The 18467-nt window shown below is 55.5% G+C and carries 13 protein-coding genes; 7 read left to right on the top strand and 6 right to left on the bottom strand.

Annotated features, from left to right (window positions below; translation table 11 throughout):
- Positions 1-277 precede the first annotated feature (277 nt).
- The 4 genes from DK872_RS13625 (at position 278) to DK872_RS13610 (ending at position 4796) form a co-directional block, all read left to right on the top strand.
- Positions 278-886, top strand: coding sequence for a glutathione S-transferase (locus DK872_RS13625; protein WP_035886772.1), 609 nt, complete (start codon positions 278-280; stop codon positions 884-886).
- Positions 887-978: 92 nt separating this feature from the next.
- On the top strand, positions 979-2355 hold the full coding sequence (gene selA / locus DK872_RS13620) for an L-seryl-tRNA(Sec) selenium transferase (RefSeq protein WP_079517233.1): 1377 nt from the start codon (positions 979-981) through the stop codon (positions 2353-2355).
- A complete protein-coding gene (gene selB / locus DK872_RS13615; protein ID WP_161518450.1) occupies positions 2352-4196 on the top strand; it encodes a selenocysteine-specific translation elongation factor in 1845 nt (614 codons plus the stop codon). Before selA ends, selB begins: the two co-directional genes overlap by 4 nt.
- A 126-nt stretch (positions 4197-4322) precedes the next feature.
- Entirely contained in the window at positions 4323-4796 is a 474-nt protein-coding gene (locus DK872_RS13610; RefSeq protein WP_144134574.1) for a 4Fe-4S dicluster domain-containing protein, read from the top strand.
- Between the two features lie 777 nt (positions 4797-5573).
- Here DK872_RS13610 and avtA read toward each other — a convergent pair.
- Both avtA and DK872_RS13600 read right to left on the bottom strand, forming a co-directional pair.
- A complete protein-coding gene (gene avtA, locus DK872_RS13605) occupies positions 5574-6830 on the bottom strand; it encodes a valine--pyruvate transaminase (RefSeq protein WP_007369534.1) in 1257 nt (418 codons plus the stop codon).
- A gap of 149 nt (positions 6831-6979) precedes the next feature.
- Entirely contained in the window at positions 6980-9016 is a 2037-nt protein-coding gene (locus DK872_RS13600; protein WP_161518449.1) for an alpha-amylase, read from the bottom strand.
- Positions 9017-9331: 315 nt separating this feature from the next.
- On the opposite strand from DK872_RS13600, the gene DK872_RS13595 reads away from it, so the two are divergent.
- Complete coding sequence (locus tag DK872_RS13595; protein WP_035886767.1) at positions 9332-10159, top strand: protein bax; 828 nt, start codon at positions 9332-9334, stop codon at positions 10157-10159.
- A 52-nt stretch (positions 10160-10211) separates the two neighbouring features.
- Here the strand turns inward: DK872_RS13595 and xylR are convergent, their stop codons facing one another.
- The 4 genes from xylR to xylF all read right to left on the bottom strand — a co-directional run bounded on the left by xylR (position 10212) and on the right by xylF (position 15272).
- Positions 10212-11390: a D-xylose utilization transcriptional activator XylR gene (gene xylR / locus DK872_RS13590; RefSeq protein WP_161518448.1), complete on the bottom strand. Its 1179-nt coding sequence runs from the start codon at positions 11388-11390 to the stop codon at positions 10212-10214.
- A gap of 102 nt (positions 11391-11492) precedes the next feature.
- The gene (gene xylH, locus DK872_RS13585; RefSeq protein ID WP_035886766.1) at positions 11493-12674 is read right to left on the bottom strand and encodes a xylose ABC transporter permease XylH; all 1182 of its coding nucleotides are present in this window, start codon (positions 12672-12674) and stop codon (positions 11493-11495) included.
- On the bottom strand, positions 12652-14193 hold the full coding sequence (locus DK872_RS13580) for a xylose ABC transporter ATP-binding protein (RefSeq protein WP_007369539.1): 1542 nt from the start codon (positions 14191-14193) through the stop codon (positions 12652-12654). The genes xylH and DK872_RS13580 overlap by 23 nt, the downstream gene beginning before the upstream one ends.
- An 86-nt stretch (positions 14194-14279) precedes the next feature.
- Positions 14280-15272, bottom strand: a complete 993-nt coding sequence (gene xylF / locus DK872_RS13575; RefSeq protein ID WP_007369540.1) for a D-xylose ABC transporter substrate-binding protein — start codon at positions 15270-15272, stop codon at positions 14280-14282.
- Positions 15273-15621: 349 nt separating this feature from the next.
- On the opposite strand from xylF, the gene xylA reads away from it, so the two are divergent.
- Both xylA and xylB read left to right on the top strand, forming a co-directional pair.
- Positions 15622-16944 (top strand): xylose isomerase, encoded by a 1323-nt coding sequence (xylA, locus tag DK872_RS13570; protein ID WP_071921688.1) that lies wholly within the window; start codon positions 15622-15624, stop codon positions 16942-16944.
- A 50-nt stretch (positions 16945-16994) separates the two neighbouring features.
- Positions 16995-18449: a xylulokinase gene (xylB, locus tag DK872_RS13565; protein WP_079517235.1), complete on the top strand. Its 1455-nt coding sequence runs from the start codon at positions 16995-16997 to the stop codon at positions 18447-18449.
- The last annotated feature ends 18 nt before the right edge of the window (positions 18450-18467 follow it).

The raw sequence follows: 18467 nt of genomic DNA, 5'->3' as shown, positions 1-18467 counted from the left end.
AAAACTGAACGATTAAGGGGGGTAAATGTGATCCTGTTCACAATTGATGGGCGCGACTTTGTTATTTATTTGTGACCTAAATCACAAGATATTTTTGTCAGGAGTTTTCCGAGTGTGATCGCCAGCAAACTGTATTTTTTACACTCAGGACAACCTGTAACTTCCTTTCACGTCGTCTGGCGAGGCTTAATCTAGTATCGGAAGTTTTCACATTGATGAAACAATTTACGACGACTAGTACATAATTAGGTTTTTGTTGGCAAAAAAGGACCCAAAAATGAAACTTATCGGCAGCTACACCAGCCCTTTTGTCCGCAAAATCTCCGTGATGCTGCTGGAAAAGGGGATCACCTTTGAATTTATCAACGAGCAGCCTTACAACGCGGTCAACGGCGTGGCGCAATACAACCCGCTCGGTAAGGTCCCCGCGCTGATTACGGATGAGGGTGAAGTCTGGTTCGACTCGCCGATCATCGCGCAATACATTGAGTTACTGGCTATCGCACCGGCGTTATTGCCGACGGAGCCTGTGGCTGCGCTAAAAATTCGCCAGCTGGAAGCGCTGGCCGACGGCATTATGGATGCTGCGCTGGTCTCGGTGCGTGAACTGGCGCGCCCGGTTGAGCAGCAATCGCAAAGCGAGCTGCTGCGCCAGCGGGAGAAAGTTTCGCAGGGCCTGGATACGCTGGAACGCTACCTGCAAGAGGGAACGCTCAGCGTGGATACGCTGAACCTGGCGACCATTGCCATCGCCTGCGCGATTGGTTATCTCAACTTCCGCCATGTCTCGCCGGGCTGGTGCGTGAATCGCCCGCTGCTGGTGAAGCTGGTCGAGAACCTCTTCCAGCGTGAGAGTTTCGCCCGTACGGAGCCGCCAAGGGCCTGATAAGCATGGTGTCGGCCTGAGCAAAGTCGCTGTACAATCCCCTCACGTCAATCCCCCTGACGGGAGGGGGCAACTCATAGCCAGGCCTTTTCATGACAACTCTTTACAGCCAGATCCCATCGACCGATCGCCTGTTACGTGACGAGGCGTTCGCCACTTTATTAACGCTTTTCGGCCATAGCCGCGTAACGCAGATGCTGCACCAGCTACAGGATGAAGCGCGTGAGCAAATCCGTCAGCAGCAGACATTACCCGACTGGTGCGATGCCTGGGCCAGTGAAACGCAAAAGCGGCTGGAACAGAGCAACGCCAGGGCGCTGCGCCCGGTGTTTAATCTGAGCGGCACCGTGCTGCATACCAACTTAGGCCGCGCGGTGCAGCCGCAGGCAGCGGTCGATGCCGTTGCGGCGGTAATGGGTTCTGCGGTGACGCTGGAATACGATCTCGACGGCGCCGGGCGGGGGCATCGCGATCGCGCGCTGGCGGATTTACTCTGCCAGCTAACCGGCGCGGAAGACGCCTGCATCGTCAATAACAACGCTGCTGCCGTGTTGCTGATGCTGGCAGCCACGGCGGCGGGGCGTGAAGTGGTGGTGTCGCGCGGCGAGCTGGTGGAGATTGGCGGCGCGTTCCGCATTCCGGACGTGATGCGCCAGGCGGGCTGCGTGCTGCATGAAGTGGGAACCACTAACCGCACGCATGCTAAAGATTACCGCCAGGCGATCAACGACAACACGGCGCTGCTGATGAAGGTGCATACCAGCAATTATCATATTGACGGTTTTACCGCTGCGGTGGACGAAGCGGAGCTGGTGACCCTTGCCGAAGCGGCTGGTCTGCCGGTGATTGTCGATCTGGGTAGCGGCTCGCTGGTGGATTTAACCTGTTACGGCCTGCCAAAAGAGCCGATGCCGCAGGCGCTGATCGCCGCAGGCGTCAGCCTGGTGAGCTTCTCCGGTGATAAGCTGCTCGGCGGCCCGCAAGCGGGGATTATCGTCGGTAAAAAAGCGCTGATTGCGCAGTTGCAGCAGCACCCGCTGAAACGGGCGCTGCGGGCGGACAAAATGACGCTGGCGGCGCTGGAAGCTACGCTGCGTCTCTATCTGCACCCGGAAAAGTTACCGCAGAGCCTGCCGACGCTACGTTATCTGACGCGCCCGGAGCCGGAGATCCGCGAGCAGGCGTTGCGGCTGTGCGCGGCGCTGAATGCGCGATATAGCGAGTTCGACCTGCGTGTCGAAGCCTGTTTGTCACAGATTGGCAGCGGCTCTTTGCCGGTCGATCGCCTGCCTGGCGCAGCCGTGACCTTTACGCCGCGTAATGGCAGCGGGCGTCGGCTGGAAGCGCTGGCGGCGCAGTGGCGGGCGTTGCCGCAGCCGGTGATTGGCCGCATTTACGATGGTCGCTTGTGGCTGGACTGCCGCTGTCTTGATGATGAATCCCGCTTGCTGGAGATGTTGCTGAAATGATTATTGCCACTGCCGGGCATGTTGACCACGGCAAAACAACTCTGATCGAGGCGCTGACCGGCGTGAATGCCGATCGTTTGCCGGAAGAGAAAAAACGCGGCATGACTATCGATCTGGGCTACGCCTACTGGCCGCAGCCGGACGGGCGCGTACCGGGGTTTATTGATGTGCCGGGGCACGAAAAATTCCTCTCGAACATGCTGGCGGGCGTCGGCGGCATCGATCATGCGCTGCTGGTGGTTGCCTGCGATGATGGTGTGATGGCGCAGACTCGCGAGCATCTGGCCATTTTGCAGCTCACCGGTAACCCGGCGCTGACCGTGGCGCTAACGAAGGCCGATCGCGTGGATGGCGCACGAATTGAGCAGGTGCGCGCAGAAGTACAAGAAACGCTGAAAGCCTTTGGTTATCCGCAGGCAACCCTGTTTATCACTGCCGCAACAGAGATGCGTGGCATCGCTGAATTACGTGCGCATCTGTTGCAGTTGCCGGAGCGCGCGCACCCGGAAAATCAACGTTTTCGTCTTGCGCTGGATCGCGCGTTTACCGTCAAAGGTGCCGGGCTGGTGGTGACCGGTACAGCGCTCTCTGGCGATGTGCGCGTGGGCGATACGTTGTGGCTGACCGGAGTGAATAAACCGATGCGCGTGCGCGGCCTGCATGCGCAGAATCAGCCGGTTGATCATGCTCATGCCGGGCAGCGTATTGCGCTCAATATTGCCGGAGACGCGGAAAAAGAGGCGCTCAGCCGCGGTGACTGGTTGCTGTCACAGCAACCGCCGGAGCCAACGGAGCGGGTGATTGTCGCGCTGCAAACGCACACGCCGCTGACCCAGTGGCAGCCGGTGCATATCCACCATGCCGCCAGCCATGTTACCGGCCGCGTTTCGCTGCTGGAAAACGGTCTCGCCGAGCTGGTGCTGGATACGCCGCTGTGGCTGGCCGATAACGATCGGCTGGTGCTGCGTGATATCTCTGCGCGCAGTACGCTGGCCGGAGCGCGCGTGGTAACACTCAACTCACCGCGCCGCGGCAAACGTAAAACCGAGTATCTGCAATGGATCGCGGAGCTGGCGCAGGCGGGCGATGATGCGCAGGCGCTGCTGGCGCATTTATCGCGCGGCGCTGTTGATCTGACGGCGTTTGGCTGGGCGCGGCAGCTCAGCGCGCGCGGGCTGGAAGCGCTGCTGGATAACCCCGGTTTTATTCGCGCTGGTAATAACCTGTTGAATGCGCCGGTAGCGGCGCGCTGGCAGCGGAAGCTGCTGGAGACGTTGGCAATCTACCATGAGCAGCACCGCGAAGAGCCAGGCCCTGGGCGCGAGCGTCTGCGGCGCATGGCGTTGCCGATGGAAGATGAAGCGCTGGTGCTCACCCTTATCGAACGGATGCGCGAGGCGGGCGACATTCACAGCCATCATGGCTGGCTGCATCTGCCGGATCATAAAACTGGCTTCAGCGATGAACAGGAGCATCTGTGGCAAAAGGTGGCTCCGCTGTTTGGTGACGAACCATGGTGGGTGCGCGATCTGGCACGCGAAACCGCAAGCGACGAACAGGTGATGCGCGGCGTGCTGCGACAGGCGGCTCAGCAGGGGCTCATTACGGCGATCGTGAAAGATCGTTATTACCGTAACGATCGGATTGTCACTTTTGCCAGCATGATCCGCGATCTGGATCAGGCGCGCGGTTCCACCAGCGCCGCCGATTTCCGCGATACGCTGAACGTGGGACGCAAACTGGCGATTCAGATTCTGGAATATTTTGACCGCATTGGTTTTACCCGCCGACGCGGCAATGACCATATCCTGCGCGACAAAGCCCTTTTCCTGAAGGAATAAACCCCAGGCAGAGCGCCAGAAATGTTCATGCAAATGACAAATCTGGCGCCTTTCCCCTCTGCGATCAAAGCGCAGCAGCGACGCTTTCGGCACTCTTGGCTTTTTTAACGCCTGCTGGAGTGGAAAATGAACCGTTTTATTATCGCCGATTCGGCAAAATGCATTGGCTGTCGCACCTGCGAAGTGGCCTGCGTGGTGTCGCACCAGGATAATCAGGACTGCTCAACCCTCTCGGCCTCTACCTTTTCTGCCCGCATTCGGGTGGTTAAAACCGGTACATTTTCCACGGCAGTAACCTGCCATCACTGCGAAGATGCGCCCTGTGCAAATGTCTGCCCGGTTGGTGCGATTCATCGCGCCGACGGTGCGGTACGGGTGGAACAATCCCGCTGTATCGGCTGTAAAAGCTGCATGATCGCCTGCCCGTTTGGCGCGATGCAGGTGACGCGAATTGACGCGAGGGCGCAGGCGCTGAAGTGCGATCTGTGCCAGCACCGCGAAACCGGGCCCGCCTGTGTGGAAGCCTGCCCGACCAGCGCTCTCAGCTGTGTGAACCCGTCGCAACTGCGCGAGTATCGTCTGCGAAGCCAGTTAGCGTAAGTCGTTAAAGTTCTACGTCAGCGTGTTGGCGCGCGTTCGCCAGGAGCGGGCTGCGGCACAATAAGCGTTTCATCACGCAATCCCTTTTCAATCAGTGCGCTGAACGGCGATGACAAGTATTGCTGTGAAGACGTGCCCCCTTGCGGGGGCACAAAAATTTTTACTGCTGGGTTGGTTTTTATCTGCCGCCGACGATACCACTCATACCGCTGAGAGGCTTCGAGGTGGTGCTTCCCCGGTGCTGGTGGAATTGCTGATAGTTGAGCCTGTATGACCGTATTCGGGGGGGATTGATGTTCGCCAGCAGCCCGGAGGCCTTGGCAGAAACACCGTCGTCGCCGCAATTGCGCTGAGGTGGCGAATGTTATTAGTTGCCATGCTGATACTCCGCTCAATTAACACGCCGGACGACGCATGAATTAAGTGTAAATCGCATTTATAGACCAGCAACGTTGGCGCATTAATATTTTGCAAAAAAATGAAAAATATGATTATTCCTAAAGTGCCAGTTTTTTCCTTTTGTATGTGATTTAAAATCAATTAGTTAGGTTTGTGACTTTAATTTAATTCATACTTAACAAAGATTTGCGTTTTTAGATTTTATTAAAAATAGATATATCCTTGACAATTATTTTGATTAACAGAAAGCAAGTTTAGTTTTTATTTATGGAATATATCCATGTAAAAACAAATCTCTGTTTAATTAAAATTAACCTTTGTGTGGTTATCTGGCAGGCATAAAAAAGCCATCCTGATGATGGCTTTTTTTAATTCTTTTCAGGCCTCGTTTTCTTGCCAGGCTTTTTCAACCTCTTCGGCGAGAATTTTTACCCCGGCTTCGATAAGCGCCAGTTCCGGCACATAGTTCATGCGCATGCACTGGTGCGTGTGCGGCCAGGGTTTATCCAGCCCCGGGAAGAAGTAATCGCCCGGCACCATCAGCACGCCGCGTTTTTTCAGGCGCTGATAAAGTAATTCGGTACTGATAGGCAGATCCTTGAACCACAGCCAGAGGAAAATCGCCCCTTCCGGTTTATGGATCAGACAGCGCTCTTCGGGCAGGTAGCGGCGCAGAACGGCGATGGTTTCCTGAACTCGCTGGTAATAGAACGGTTTGATCACGTTTTCAGAGAGGCGCAGCAGATCTTTGCGCTTAATCATCTCGCACATCATTGCCGGGCCGATGCCGCCAGGCGCAAGGCTGATGATGCCGTTCATGTTGCGAATGGCGGAGATAATTTTGTCGTTGGCAATGATAATTCCGCAGCGGCTGCCTGGCAGGCCCAGCTTCGACAGGCTCATGCACAGGATAATATTCGGGTTCCACAGCGGACGCGCTTCGCTAAAGATGATGCCCGGGAAAGGTACGCCGTAAGCGTTATCGATCACCAGCGGAATGTTGTGCTGATTCGCCAGCACATCGAGTTTCATTAACTCTTCGTCGGTGATCACGTTGCCGGTAGGGTTGGTTGGCCGCGAGACGCAAATCATCCCGGTCTCTTCGCCGATATGCAGATGTTCGAAATCGACATGGTATTTAAACTGGCCATCAGGCAGCAGTTCAATATTGGGTCGCGCCGAAACAAACATCTCCTCTTCCAGCCCGGAATCCGCATAGCCGATGTACTCCGGCGCCAGCGGAAATAATACTTTTCTGGTACTTCCATCGGCACGACGGCCTGCAAACAGATTGAACAAGTAGAAAAACGCGCTCTGGCTGCCATTTGTCAGTGCAATATTCTGCGGTTCAATATCCCAACCCAGCTCTTCGCGCAGCATCGCGGCCAGCGCCGTCAGCAGCTCGGTTTTGCCTTGCGGACCGTCATAATTGCACAGCGCATCAATCGCTTTGCCGTTTTCTACCATCCCGGCAAGCAGGTTATGGAAGTAATCGGTCATGGCCGGGATTTGTGCCGGGTTACCGCCGCCGAGCATGATAGCGCCAGGGGTGCGTAAACCGTCGTTGAGATCCTCCATCAGGCGCGTAATGCCTGCATGGCGGGTAAATTTGTCGCCGAAAAGTGAAAATGTCATCGCTACTGCTCTGTCGGGCTACTGTTCAAAGTGGCTAACCATAACGCTCCGCAGAGCAGTGTGCAAATTGCCGCGTCGTGACGATTTTCGCTGTTTATACTAACTCTGTATTTTTTGTCAGCATAATATGCTGATATTTGCCTTATGGCTCAGCGCGTGGCCGCACCCGCCCAGACAACCATGACTTTGTCTTCTCCTTGCTCGCGTACGAACCCGTATCCTTGCGGCAATGTCAGCGTGGTTTGTTTTCCTGCGCCCAGTGCCGGATGGCGCGCGCGGAACTGGCCAAGCGTTTGCCAGTGGCGCACGCTTTGCGCGGCTTTGCCGTCAAGATCCTGCCAGTTCATGTCCGATCGCGTGCCTTGCAGCGGATCGGATCCCGTGGGGCCAAACGGACGGGCGGATTCATCACCGTAGAAGATCTGCACCGCGCCTGGCGCAAGCAATAACAGCTCTGCCGATTGCTGACCGCCTTCGCGGAACAGGCGGGTATCATGCGAGGAGAGATAACTCAGGGCGTTAAAGCTTTGCAGTTTGTCCGCCATTTGCTGCCAGACAGTATCCATATTCGCCAGGCACGGCACGGCGCTGGCGGCCTGCTCCTGATAATCAAAATTGATCATCGCGTCGAAACCGTGGTCGTAGTAAGCGCTGCGCATGACGCCGTGGCCCCAGGATTCGCCGGTCATCCAGAATGGCGCATCATCAATTTTCTTCTGCGGGTTGGCTTTTTTCCACTCGGCCAGCGCCTCTGTCGCCTGGGTTTTCAGTTGCTGCCAGGCCGCCAGCTCAACGTGTTTGGCAGTATCAACGCGAAAACCGTCGATACCATAATCACGCACCCACTGGCTGAGCCAGTGAGTCAGATAATCGCGCGGCGTGTAACCGGCAATCTCCCGCGCGTGGGTGTCCGGTTTATGTTGGTAGAAGACGGGCAAGCCGGATGGCGTGGTCGATTCTGTTTTCAGGTCAGGCAAGAACGCCAGCGACATGGTCAGATCGTCAAAGCCGGGGTTGTCATAATCGCCAATATCGGTGCGGATCCAGTTTTTGCCCCACCAGTTTTGCCACGCCGTTTTATCGCTGAAGTTGATGTAATCATTGAAACTGTGCCAGGTCTGGCCAGCGGCGGGCTTCCAGTCTGTCCAGTGCTCGCCGAGGATTTTGCGCCGTTCATCCTCTTTCAGATAAAGCGCGCCAAACTGATACGTCTGCATATCCGCAAGTGTGGCGTAGCCGGTGTGGTTCATCACCACGTCAAACAACACGCGGATGCCGCGTCGGTGCGCTTCATCTACCAGCGTGCGCAAATCCTCTTCGCGGCCCATATTGGCATCCAGGCGCGTCCAGTCTTGCGTGTAGTAGCCGTGGTAAGCGTAATGGGGAAAATCGCCTTTCGTGCCGCCGCCTACCCAGCCGTGGATCTGCTCCAGCGGTGAGCTTATCCATAACGCGTTCACGCCCAGTTGCTGCAAATAATCAAGTTTGCTGGTTAGCCCTTTCAGATCGCCGCCGTGGAAGGTGCCGATCTCCTGCATGCCATCTTTGTGTCGCCCGTAGCTGTTGTCGTTTGACGGGTCGCCATTCACATAACGGTCAGTTAAAACAAAATAAACGGTGGCGTTATGCCACTGGAAAGGCGCGGGACCATTGGTTTCCGCACGTTCTAACAACAGCAACCCGTCACTCTCTGCCGCAGGCTGAAGGGTAATTTTGCCGTTGCGGACGGTGGTGATTTGCTGGCTGTAGAAATCGCGCACCTGGCTGCCTTCCGGGAACGTTGCGCCGACGTCTATCGTCAGTGGCTTATCGCTGCGTACCGGGCACTGGCGCGCCACGTTTGCGCGGGCGTCGGTATTCTCGCTTTTCACGCTCAGTAACAGAGTGGGCGTGCCGGAACGGGTATCGAGCTGCAACTGGTAATCGCCGTCGCGGAAAATGCGCCACTGCGGTGGGCTGCCTGTGCAGGGAACCAGGGATAACATCTGGTTGAGCTTCACCCCTTCAGCAGGCTGCCAGCATTGCTGCCCCTCCTGCAATGTGAGTGGATAAGCCCCTTTTTTCAGCGTCGCCTGGCTGCGCCACAGACCGGTACCATCGTTGGTTAAGGCGGGAAAACGGCTGGCGGACCAGTCGGCGAAGGCGAAGCAGGGTATAAAAAGCAGTGAAAGCGCGGCGTGTTTCATCTGATGTCCCGTTAACGGCGGTTTCTTTCAGTTTGCCATGCCGAAAACAGGGCCGACTCATCCTGTGCGCGTTATCGCCAGGGAGGAGAGCAACGGGTGAGTGATAAGCCACACAGAACGTCACGGATTTGCGATAACCACCACATTTATCACTCTCTGTCCATTTTCTACACAATTTCCTGGTGACATGGTTTCGGAATTGGATTATTTCTGTACGTGCTCTTGTAAGCTATTTTTGGTATGATTTGAGATTCAGCTCTCAAATTTATGCAAAAAAGAAGGTGTTGGAATGTTCATATCCGACCAGGAGACCTAATGATATCGATACCCATGCGACGACCTGGGGCTACGATACTCATGTTTTTCACCCTTATATTTTCGGGTGGGGTGCTGGCAAAGACGCACACAGAAACAGCGAGTCACAAAGCCCACGTCACTAAGGCAAACGTAAAGAAGCAGGCAAGCAGTAAACAAGAGTATTCTCGCAATAGTGTAAATAGCAGTTCACTTCCTGATTTGCGAAAATACCCTTCCGGAACCCCAAGGAAAAAAGCGTTTCTCCGGACAGTAATGCCTTATATCACCAGTAAAAACTCAGCGATTACCGCTGAGCGTAACTGGCTGCAAAAGAAACAGTACGACAGCCAATGGTCGCCTGCTGAACGCACGCGCCTGAAGGATATTGCCAAACGCTACAAAGTGAGCTGGTCCGGGAATACGCGCCGTATCCCCTGGAACACGCTGCTGGAGCGCGTTGACATTATTCCTGACAGCATGGTCGCCACCATGGCGGCGGCGGAAAGCGGTTGGGGCACCTCCAAACTGGCGCGTACCAACAACAATCTGTTTGGTATGAAGTGTGCCAAAGGTGCCTGTAAAAATGGCCCGGGTAAGGTGAAAGGCTATTCCCACTTTGAATCCTTGCAGGAGTCGGTGGATGCCTACGTCACCAATCTGAACACGCATGCTGCTTATGCGTCGTTCCGTAAATCCCGCGCACAGTTACGCAAGGCCGATCAGGAAGTGACGGCTTCAAACATGATTCATAAGCTGAAGGGTTACTCGACCCGCGGTGCGAGTTACAACAACTATCTGTTTGCCATGTATCAGGACAATCAGCAGTTAATCGCCGCACACATGTAACTGTTTTCGCTGCTAAAACGCCTTCCCTGTGGAAGGCGTTTTTCTTTGCGCGTTATATCAGCACTTCGCTGTAGCGGTCGCGGTAGTCTTTCGGCGTGCTGTTGTACTCTTTGCGGAAGACGGAATAGAAATATTGCAACGACGGGTAGCCGCACATTTGTGAAATCTCGTTGATCGAGAGTGACGTTGAAATCAGCAGGCTGCGCGCTTTTTCCAGTTTCTCCGCGTGGATCACCGCGTGGATAGTTTCCCCCACTTCCTCTTTAAAGCGCTTCTCCAGATTGGAACGTGAAATACCAACAGCATCCAGCACCTGATCGACCTTGATCCCCTTGCAGGCATGATTACGGATGTAGTGCATCGCCTGGATGACCGCCGGATCGTTCAGCGACCGGTAATCAGTCGAACGTCGTTCCACCACCCGCACCGGCGGCACCAGTAGTCGCTGAAGCGGCAGGGTTTCGCTATCCAGCAGACGATGCAGTAATTTTGCCGCCTGATAGCCCATCTGCCGCGTACCCTGCGCCACCGACGAGAGCGCGACGCGTGAGAGATAACGGGTCAGCTCTTCATTATCGATGCCAATGACGCACAACTTTTCCGGCACCGGAATATGCAGATGGTCGCACACTTGCAGCACGTGGCGGGCGCGGGCGTCGGTAACGGCAATGATGCCGGTTTGCGGCGGGAGCGTTTGTAGCCAGTCGGCGAGCCGGTTCTGTGCGTGCTGCCAGTTTTCTGGCGCGGTGGTCAGCCCCTGATAGACCACACCGCGGTATTTCTCCTGCGCGACAAGCCGGCAAAAAGCATATTCACGTTCAGCAGCCCAGCGTTTACCGCTGGAAACGGGCAGGCCGTAAAAAGCAAAACGGTGTACACCTTTCTCTTTCAAATGCAGGAATGCGCTCTCAACCAGCGCGTGATTGTCGGTGGCGATGTAATGGACCGCAGGGTAGCTTTCCGGCGTGTGATAGGAGCCGCCAACGCCGACGATCGGAACGTCAACATCGGCCAGTACCTGTTCTATTTCCGGGTCGTCGTAATCGGCAATAACACCGTCGCCAACCCACTCTTTAATATTTTCAATGCGCGCGCGGAAATCTTCCTCGATAAAGATGTCCCACTCGGATTGCGACGCCTGCAAATACTCGCCGACGCCCTCGACAACCTGGCGGTCATAGGCTTTATTCGCATTAAATAACAGCGTGATGCGATGGCGTTTTTCAAACATGTCTCTATGATTCCTGGCTTTCGACCTGTTCTGATTATCATATTCAGGACACTGCCGGATAAAAAAGATCCGGCAGTGTGATCGCGCCTGTATTCACTCCTTTCAGGCCCGGCGTTTGGTCGCGGAATCCATCCACACCGCCAGCAGTAAAATCGCACCTTTGACGATGTATTGCCAGAAGGTGGGCACATCCATCATGCTCATGCCGTTATCCAGCGAAGCCATAATAAACGCTCCCATTACGGCACCCGCAACGCTACCGATCCCGCCTGCGAGGCTGGTGCCGCCAATGACACAAGCAGCAATGGCGTCCAGCTCGGCGATATTCCCGGCCGAAGGCGAACCCGCGCCGAGGCGTGAACTGAGGATTAACCCGGCGATAGCCACCATCAAACCATTGATGGCGAATACCGCCAGCTTGGTTCGCTCAACGTTGATACCGGAAAGCCGGGCAGCTTCCAGATTGCCGCCGATGGCGTAAATCCGGCGGCCAAACGCGGTTCGCGTAGCCATAAACATCCCGGCCAGCAGCAGAAATGCCAGCAGCAGCACGGGTGTAGGAACACCGCGATAATCATTGAGCAGCCAGATAGCACCCAGCACAATCACTGCGATAAGCGCCTGACGGCCAATCGCGCTGGTGGAGGCGGGTGTTGCGAGGCCGAGCGACTGGCGGCGCAACCGCCCGCGCCATTGCCAGAGCACAAACACCACCATGCCCAGAACGCCGACGCCGAAACCGACGCCGTCTGGCAGGTAGCTCTGGCCGATTTGCGACATCGCCGCGCTGGTAGGAGAAACAGTGGTGCCGTTGGTGATGCCGATTAACACGCCGCGAAACGCCAGCATACCGGCGAGAGTGACGATGAATGACGGTACCTTGCGGTAGGCCACCCACCAGCCGTTCCATGCGCCCAGCAGCAGGCCTAGCACCAGCGTTACTGCCACTGTGAGCGGCAGCGGCCAGCCAAGCCAGACATCAAAAATCGCCGCTGCGCCGCCGAGCAGACCCATCATTGAGCCAACGGAAAGGTCAATTTCAGCGGAAATAATGACGAACACCATGCCGACCGCCAGAATGCCGGTGATGGCGGTCTGGCGTAGCAGGTTAGAAATATTGCGTGCGCTCAGGTAAGCACCATCGGTCATACCGGTGAAAAACAGCATGATCACCACGATGGCCGCGATCATGACAAAGACCTGTAAGTTGAGGGATTTCAGACCGGAAAATACGCCCGGTGAGACCGTGGATAGCTTCATTTCAGACGGGTTGCTTTTCGACATGATGTTCGCTCCTCAGTGCCGCTTCCATGACCTGCTCTTGGGTCAGATTACGATTGATAAGATCGGCTTTCAGCTTGCCTTCATGCATCACCAGCACCCGGTCACTTAAGCCCAGTACTTCGGGTAGCTCGGATGAGATAACGATGACGGCAATCCCTTGCTGCACCAGTTGGTTAATGAGTTTGTAGATTTCGTATTTCGCGCCGATATCAATACCGCGCGTCGGTTCGTCGAGGATTAAAATGCGCGGGTTAAGCAGCAGGCAGCGGGCTAAAATCGCCTTTTGCTGATTGCCGCCGCTGAGGCGACCGATGGCAAGTGCTGGCGATGAGGTTTTCACTTTCAGCCGCTGCAGAGACTGTAAAATGCAGGCTTGTTCTGCGGCATCGTCCAGGCTGCTGAGCACGCCGGTAAACTGATCCAGCGCCGCAAGGGTAATATTTTTTCCCACCGCCATAACCGGCACGATGCCGTCTTTTTTGCGATCTTCCGGCACCATTGCAATGCCGTGCGCGATGGCCTGCTGGCAGTTGTGGATCTCCACCTGCTTGCCATCAAGGTAAATCGCGCCCTCCCAGCGGCCAGGCCACACACCGAACAGGCACTGCACGGCTTCGGTTCTGCCTGCGCCGACTAACCCGGCAATACCGAGGATTTCGCCGCGTTTCAGGCTGAAGGAGACGTCGTTGACGCGTTTAATATGGCGATTAACCGGGTGCCAGGCGGTCAGATGTTCAACGCGCAGGATCTCCGTGCCGGTAGTATGTGGCTCACTGGGATAAAGCGCCGTAAGCTCGCGGCCGACCATCATGGTGATGATGTCATCTTCACTCATGCCCGTCGCATCGCGGGTGCCGATATGTTTGCCATCGCGAATGACGCAAATCATGTCAGATATCGCTTTGACTTCATTGAGTTTGTGGGAAATGTAGATACAGGCGATATCATGGTTACGCAGGTCGCGGATGATATCCAGCAGCACCGCGGTTTCCTGTTCGGTAAGCGAGGCCGTCGGTTCATCCAGAATAAGCAGCCGCACCTGCTTATTCAGCGCCTTGGCAATTTCCACCAGTTGCTGTTGCCCCAGCCCTAAATCGCCCACCCGGGTGTCCGGTGAAATGGCCAGGCTCACCTGGTTAAGGAGTTTTTCGCAGCGCAGTGTCATCAGGTCGTAATCCATCACGCCATTACGGGTGATTTCCGCGCCGAGGAAGATATTTTCCAGCACCGTCAGGTGCTTCACCAGCGCCAGTTCCTGGTGAATGATGGCGATACCTTTACGTTCGGTGTCGCGGATATGGCTGGCCTGCAAGGTTTCGCCGGCAAACACGATCTCCCCGTCGTAGCTGCCCGCCGGGTAGATCCCGCACAGAACTTTCATCAGTGTTGATTTACCGGAACCATTCTCGCCGCACAGTGATAACACTTCGCCGGCATTCAGTCGCAGGCTGACATTATCAATGGCTTTCACAGCACCAAAGGCTTTGGTGATGTTTTTCATTTCGAGTAAATAAGGCATAGCTGCTCCACGTCATTTGCTGGTCTGACAACGCCTGAAAGAGGAGGCGGAGGGCGCGCCCGCAATGGAGAGGCGCGCCGAACGTGCTAGAGCTGGTTTTTCTGATGGAAACCATCTTTGATGACGGTGGCGTCGATATTGTCTTTCGTCACCTCAATAGGCGTCAGCAAGCGGGACGGAACATCCTTCAGACCGTTGTTGAGCGTGGTATCTGCTTTCGGCTGCTGGCCGTTGCCCAGTTCAACGGCAATTTCCGCCGCGGTGTTGGCAAGCTGTGTAATCGGCTTGTAGACGGTCATGGTCTGGCTGCCGTTAATCAGCCGTTTTACCCCGGCGAGATCCGCATCCTGGCCTGAGATGGCGACTTTCCCTGCCAGCCCCTGGGCGCTAAGCGCCTGGATTGCGCCGCCAGCGGTGGCATCATTTGAGGCGACGACAGCATCAATCTTGTTGTTGTTAGCGGTGAGCGCGTTTTCCATTATTTTCAGCGCATTTTCCGGCAGCCAGCCATCGACCCACTGATCGCCGACAATTTTGATTTTTCCGCTATCGATATACGGTTTTAAAACTTTCATCTGCCCGGCGCGGAACAGCTTAGCGTTATTATCCACCGGTGAGCCGCCCATTAAAAAGTAATTCCCTTGCGGCACTTTCTTGACCAGGCTTTGCGCCTGTAATTCCCCGACTTTTTCATTGTCGAAGGAAATATAGAAGTCGATGTCGGCATTATTAATCATGCGATCGTAAGCCAGAACTTTAATTCCTTCCTGTTTGGCTTCTTTTATTACGTTACTTAATACCTGACCGTTGTAGGGAATAATAACCAGCACATCAACGCCACGGTTTATCATATTTTCAATTTGCGACATTTGTGTTTCTTCATTGCCGTTGGCGGATTGAACAAACACATCAGCGCCGAGCGATTCGGCTTTTTTAACAAAAATATCGCGATCTTTTTGCCAACGTTCAAGGCGCAGATCGTCAATCGCCATGCCAATCTTCACTTCTTTGGCGTGACCAACGGCGCTGGCAAGGAGCAGGGAGGCGCAGAGTGTAAGGCAAAGGTTCTTTATCTTCATAATAGTAATACCTTTCGTAGGGTGATGAGCGAGATAAAAGAAACATGCAATGCTTTGGACGAGCAAATTTTTAACACGGAACGTTAAGTTGGCAATTACTGATTTTTATCCACGCATTACGTTTTTTGGTTTATTTGCTGATTTATGACCGCGATCTTATTTTAAAAAAAGCAAAACCGATTTTGCATAAAAAAGAGGAAGGCGACACGCAACAATTGTCGGCGTTATTTTGCGAGCCAGCGCACGTTTGTGCATTCTCTTAATAGCGGTGTGAAATAACGTAATTGAGCAAGCCAGAGAGAGAATCCAGTATTACTTCAGAATTGTTCACTCGCCAATGGAGCTCATTATGCAAGCTTATTTCGATCAGCTGGATCGGGTTCGTTATGAAGGCCCAAAAACCACGAATCCTTTAGCGTTTCGTCATTACAATCCGGATGAGCTAGTGCTCGGTAAGCGCATGGAAGATCACCTGCGTTTTGCCGCCTGCTACTGGCACACTTTCTGCTGGAATGGCGCGGATATGTTCGGTGTGGGCTCTTTCGATCGCCCGTGGCAACACCCCGGCGAGGCTATGGAACAGGCGAAACGCAAAGCTGATGTCGCCTTTGAGTTTTTCCATAAGCTGAACGTCCCCTATTACTGCTTCCATGACGTCGATGTCTCTCCTGAAGGCGCATCGCTGAAAGAGTACCTCAACAACTTTGCGCAGATGGTGGATGTGCTGGCTGAGAAACAGCAGCAGAGCGGCGTGAAGCTGCTGTGGGGCACGGCGAACTGCTTTACCAACCCGCGCTATGGCGCAGGCGCGGCGACCAATCCCGATCCGGAAGTCTTTAGTTGGGCCGCCACGCAGGTGGTGACGGCGATGAATGCCACCCATAAGCTCGGCGGCGAAAACTATGTGCTGTGGGGCGGGCGTGAAGGGTATGAAACCCTGCTGAACACCGATTTGCGCCAGGAGCGCGAACAAATCGGCCGCTTTATGCATATGGTGGTTGAGCACAAACACAAAATTGGTTTTCACGGCACGCTGCTTATCGAACCGAAACCGCAGGAGCCGACCAAGCATCAATACGATTATGACGCAGCTACCGTGTATGGCTTCCTGAAACAGTTTGGTCTGGAGAAAGAGATCAAGCTCAATATCGAAGCCAACCACGCCACGCTGGCGGGCCACTCTTTCCATCACGAAATCGCCACCGCCATTGCGCTGGGGCTGTTCGGCTCGGTGGATGCGAACCGCGGTGACCCGCAGCTCGGCTGGGATACCGATCAGTTCCCGAACAGCGTGGAAGAGAATGCGTTGGTGATGTATGAAATTCTCAAAGCTGGTGGTTTCACTACTGGTGGGCTGAACTTTGACGCCAAAGTGCGTCGCCAGAGCACCGATAAATATGACCTTTTCTACGGACATATCGGCGCAATGGATACCATGGCGCTGGCGCTGAAAGTGGCCGCTCGCATGGTGGAAGATGGCGAGCTGGATAAACGTGTTGCGAAGCGCTATGCCGGCTGGAATGGTGAGCTGGGCCAGCAAATTTTGCAGGGACAGCTTAGCCTGGCGGAGCTGGCGAAGTACGCTGAGCAGCAAAACCTGGCGCCGCGCCATCAGAGCGGTCATCAGGAACAACTGGAAAATCTGGTCAATCATTACCTCTTTGACAAGTAACCGGTGCCGCGCCGCGGATAACGCGGCGCACATCAACAGGAGTGGTCACTATGTATATCGGGATCGATCTCGGCACCTCAGGCGTGAAAGCTATTCTGCTCGGTGAGCAGGGGGATGTGCTGGCCTCTCATACGGAAAAACTCAGCGTATCGCGCCCGCAGCCATTATGGTCCGAGCAGGATCCTGAACAGTGGTGGCAGGCAACGGATCGTGCAATTCAGGCGCTGGCCGCCGCGCATTCGTTACAGCAGGTGAAAGCCATCGGGCTTGCCGGGCAGATGCACGGCGCCACGCTGCTGGATAACGAAAACCGCGTGCTGCGCCCGGCTATTTTGTGGAATGACGGCCGCTGCGGCGAAGAGTGCAAGCTACTGGAAGCGCAGGTGAAAAATTCCCGCGCCATTACCGGCAACCTGATGATGCCTGGTTTCACCGCGCCGAAGCTGCTGTGGGTTCAGCGCCACGAGCCGGACGTCTTCGCCAGAGTCGCGAAAGTATTGCTGCCCAAAGATTATCTGCGTCTGAAAATGTCCGGTGTTTTTGCCAGCGATATGTCGGATGCGGCGGGCACTATGTGGCTGGATGTCGCGAAGCGCGACTGGAGCGATGAGATGCTGGCGGCCTGCTCGCTCACCCGCGCACATATGCCGGCGCTGTTTGAAGGCAGCGAAATAACCGGCGAACTGCTGCCGGAGATTGCCCGACGCTGGTCAATGCCCGTTGTTCCCGTGGTGGCGGGCGGCGGTGATAATGCGGCAGGCGCCGTGGGTGTGGGCATGGCCGATGCCGGGCAGGCGATGCTCTCGCTGGGGACGTCCGGTGTTTATTTCGCGGTCAGCGAAGGATTTCTGAGCAAGCCGGAGAGCGCGGTACACAGCTTTTGCCACGCGCTGCCGGGGCGCTGGCATCTGATGTCGGTGATGCTTAGCGCTGCTTCCTGTCTGGACTGGGCCGCAAGACTTACGGGGCTGGAATCGGTGCCCGCGCTGATTCACGCGGCGGAGCAGGCGGACGACAAGGCGGGCGATCTCTGGTTTTTGCCCTATCTTTCTGGCGAACGCACACCGCACAACAACCCGCAGGCGAAGGGCGTTTTCTTCGGCCTGACGCATCAGCACGGGCAGGGCGAACTGGCGCGCGCAGTGCTGGAAGGTGTCGGTTATGCGCTGGCGGATGGTATGGATGTGGTGCATGCCTGCGGCGTGACGCCTAAGAGTATTACGCTTATCGGCGGCGGCGCACGCAGCGCCTGGTGGCGGCAAATGCTGGCGGATATCAGCGGCCTGCAACTCGATTACCGTACTGGTGGCGATGTTGGCCCGGCGCTGGGTGCGGCGCGGCTGGCGCAGGTCGCGGTGAACCCGGATGTTCCGCTGGCAACGTTGCTACCACAGCTTCCCATTGAACAACAACACCTGCCGAACGCTGAACGTCATGGTGGATACGCTTCGCGTCGCGAGACGTTCCGGCGCATCTATCAGCAGCTGTTGCCGCTAATGTCCTGACCGTTCCGGCTCACTTTC

This window comes from Kosakonia sp. MH5 (genome assembly GCF_009935945.1).
GTDB classification, from domain to species: domain Bacteria; phylum Pseudomonadota; class Gammaproteobacteria; order Enterobacterales; family Enterobacteriaceae; genus Kosakonia; species Kosakonia radicincitans.
Note: the sequence above shows the minus strand (reverse complement) of the source record. Positions and strands in the feature narration are given on the sequence as shown.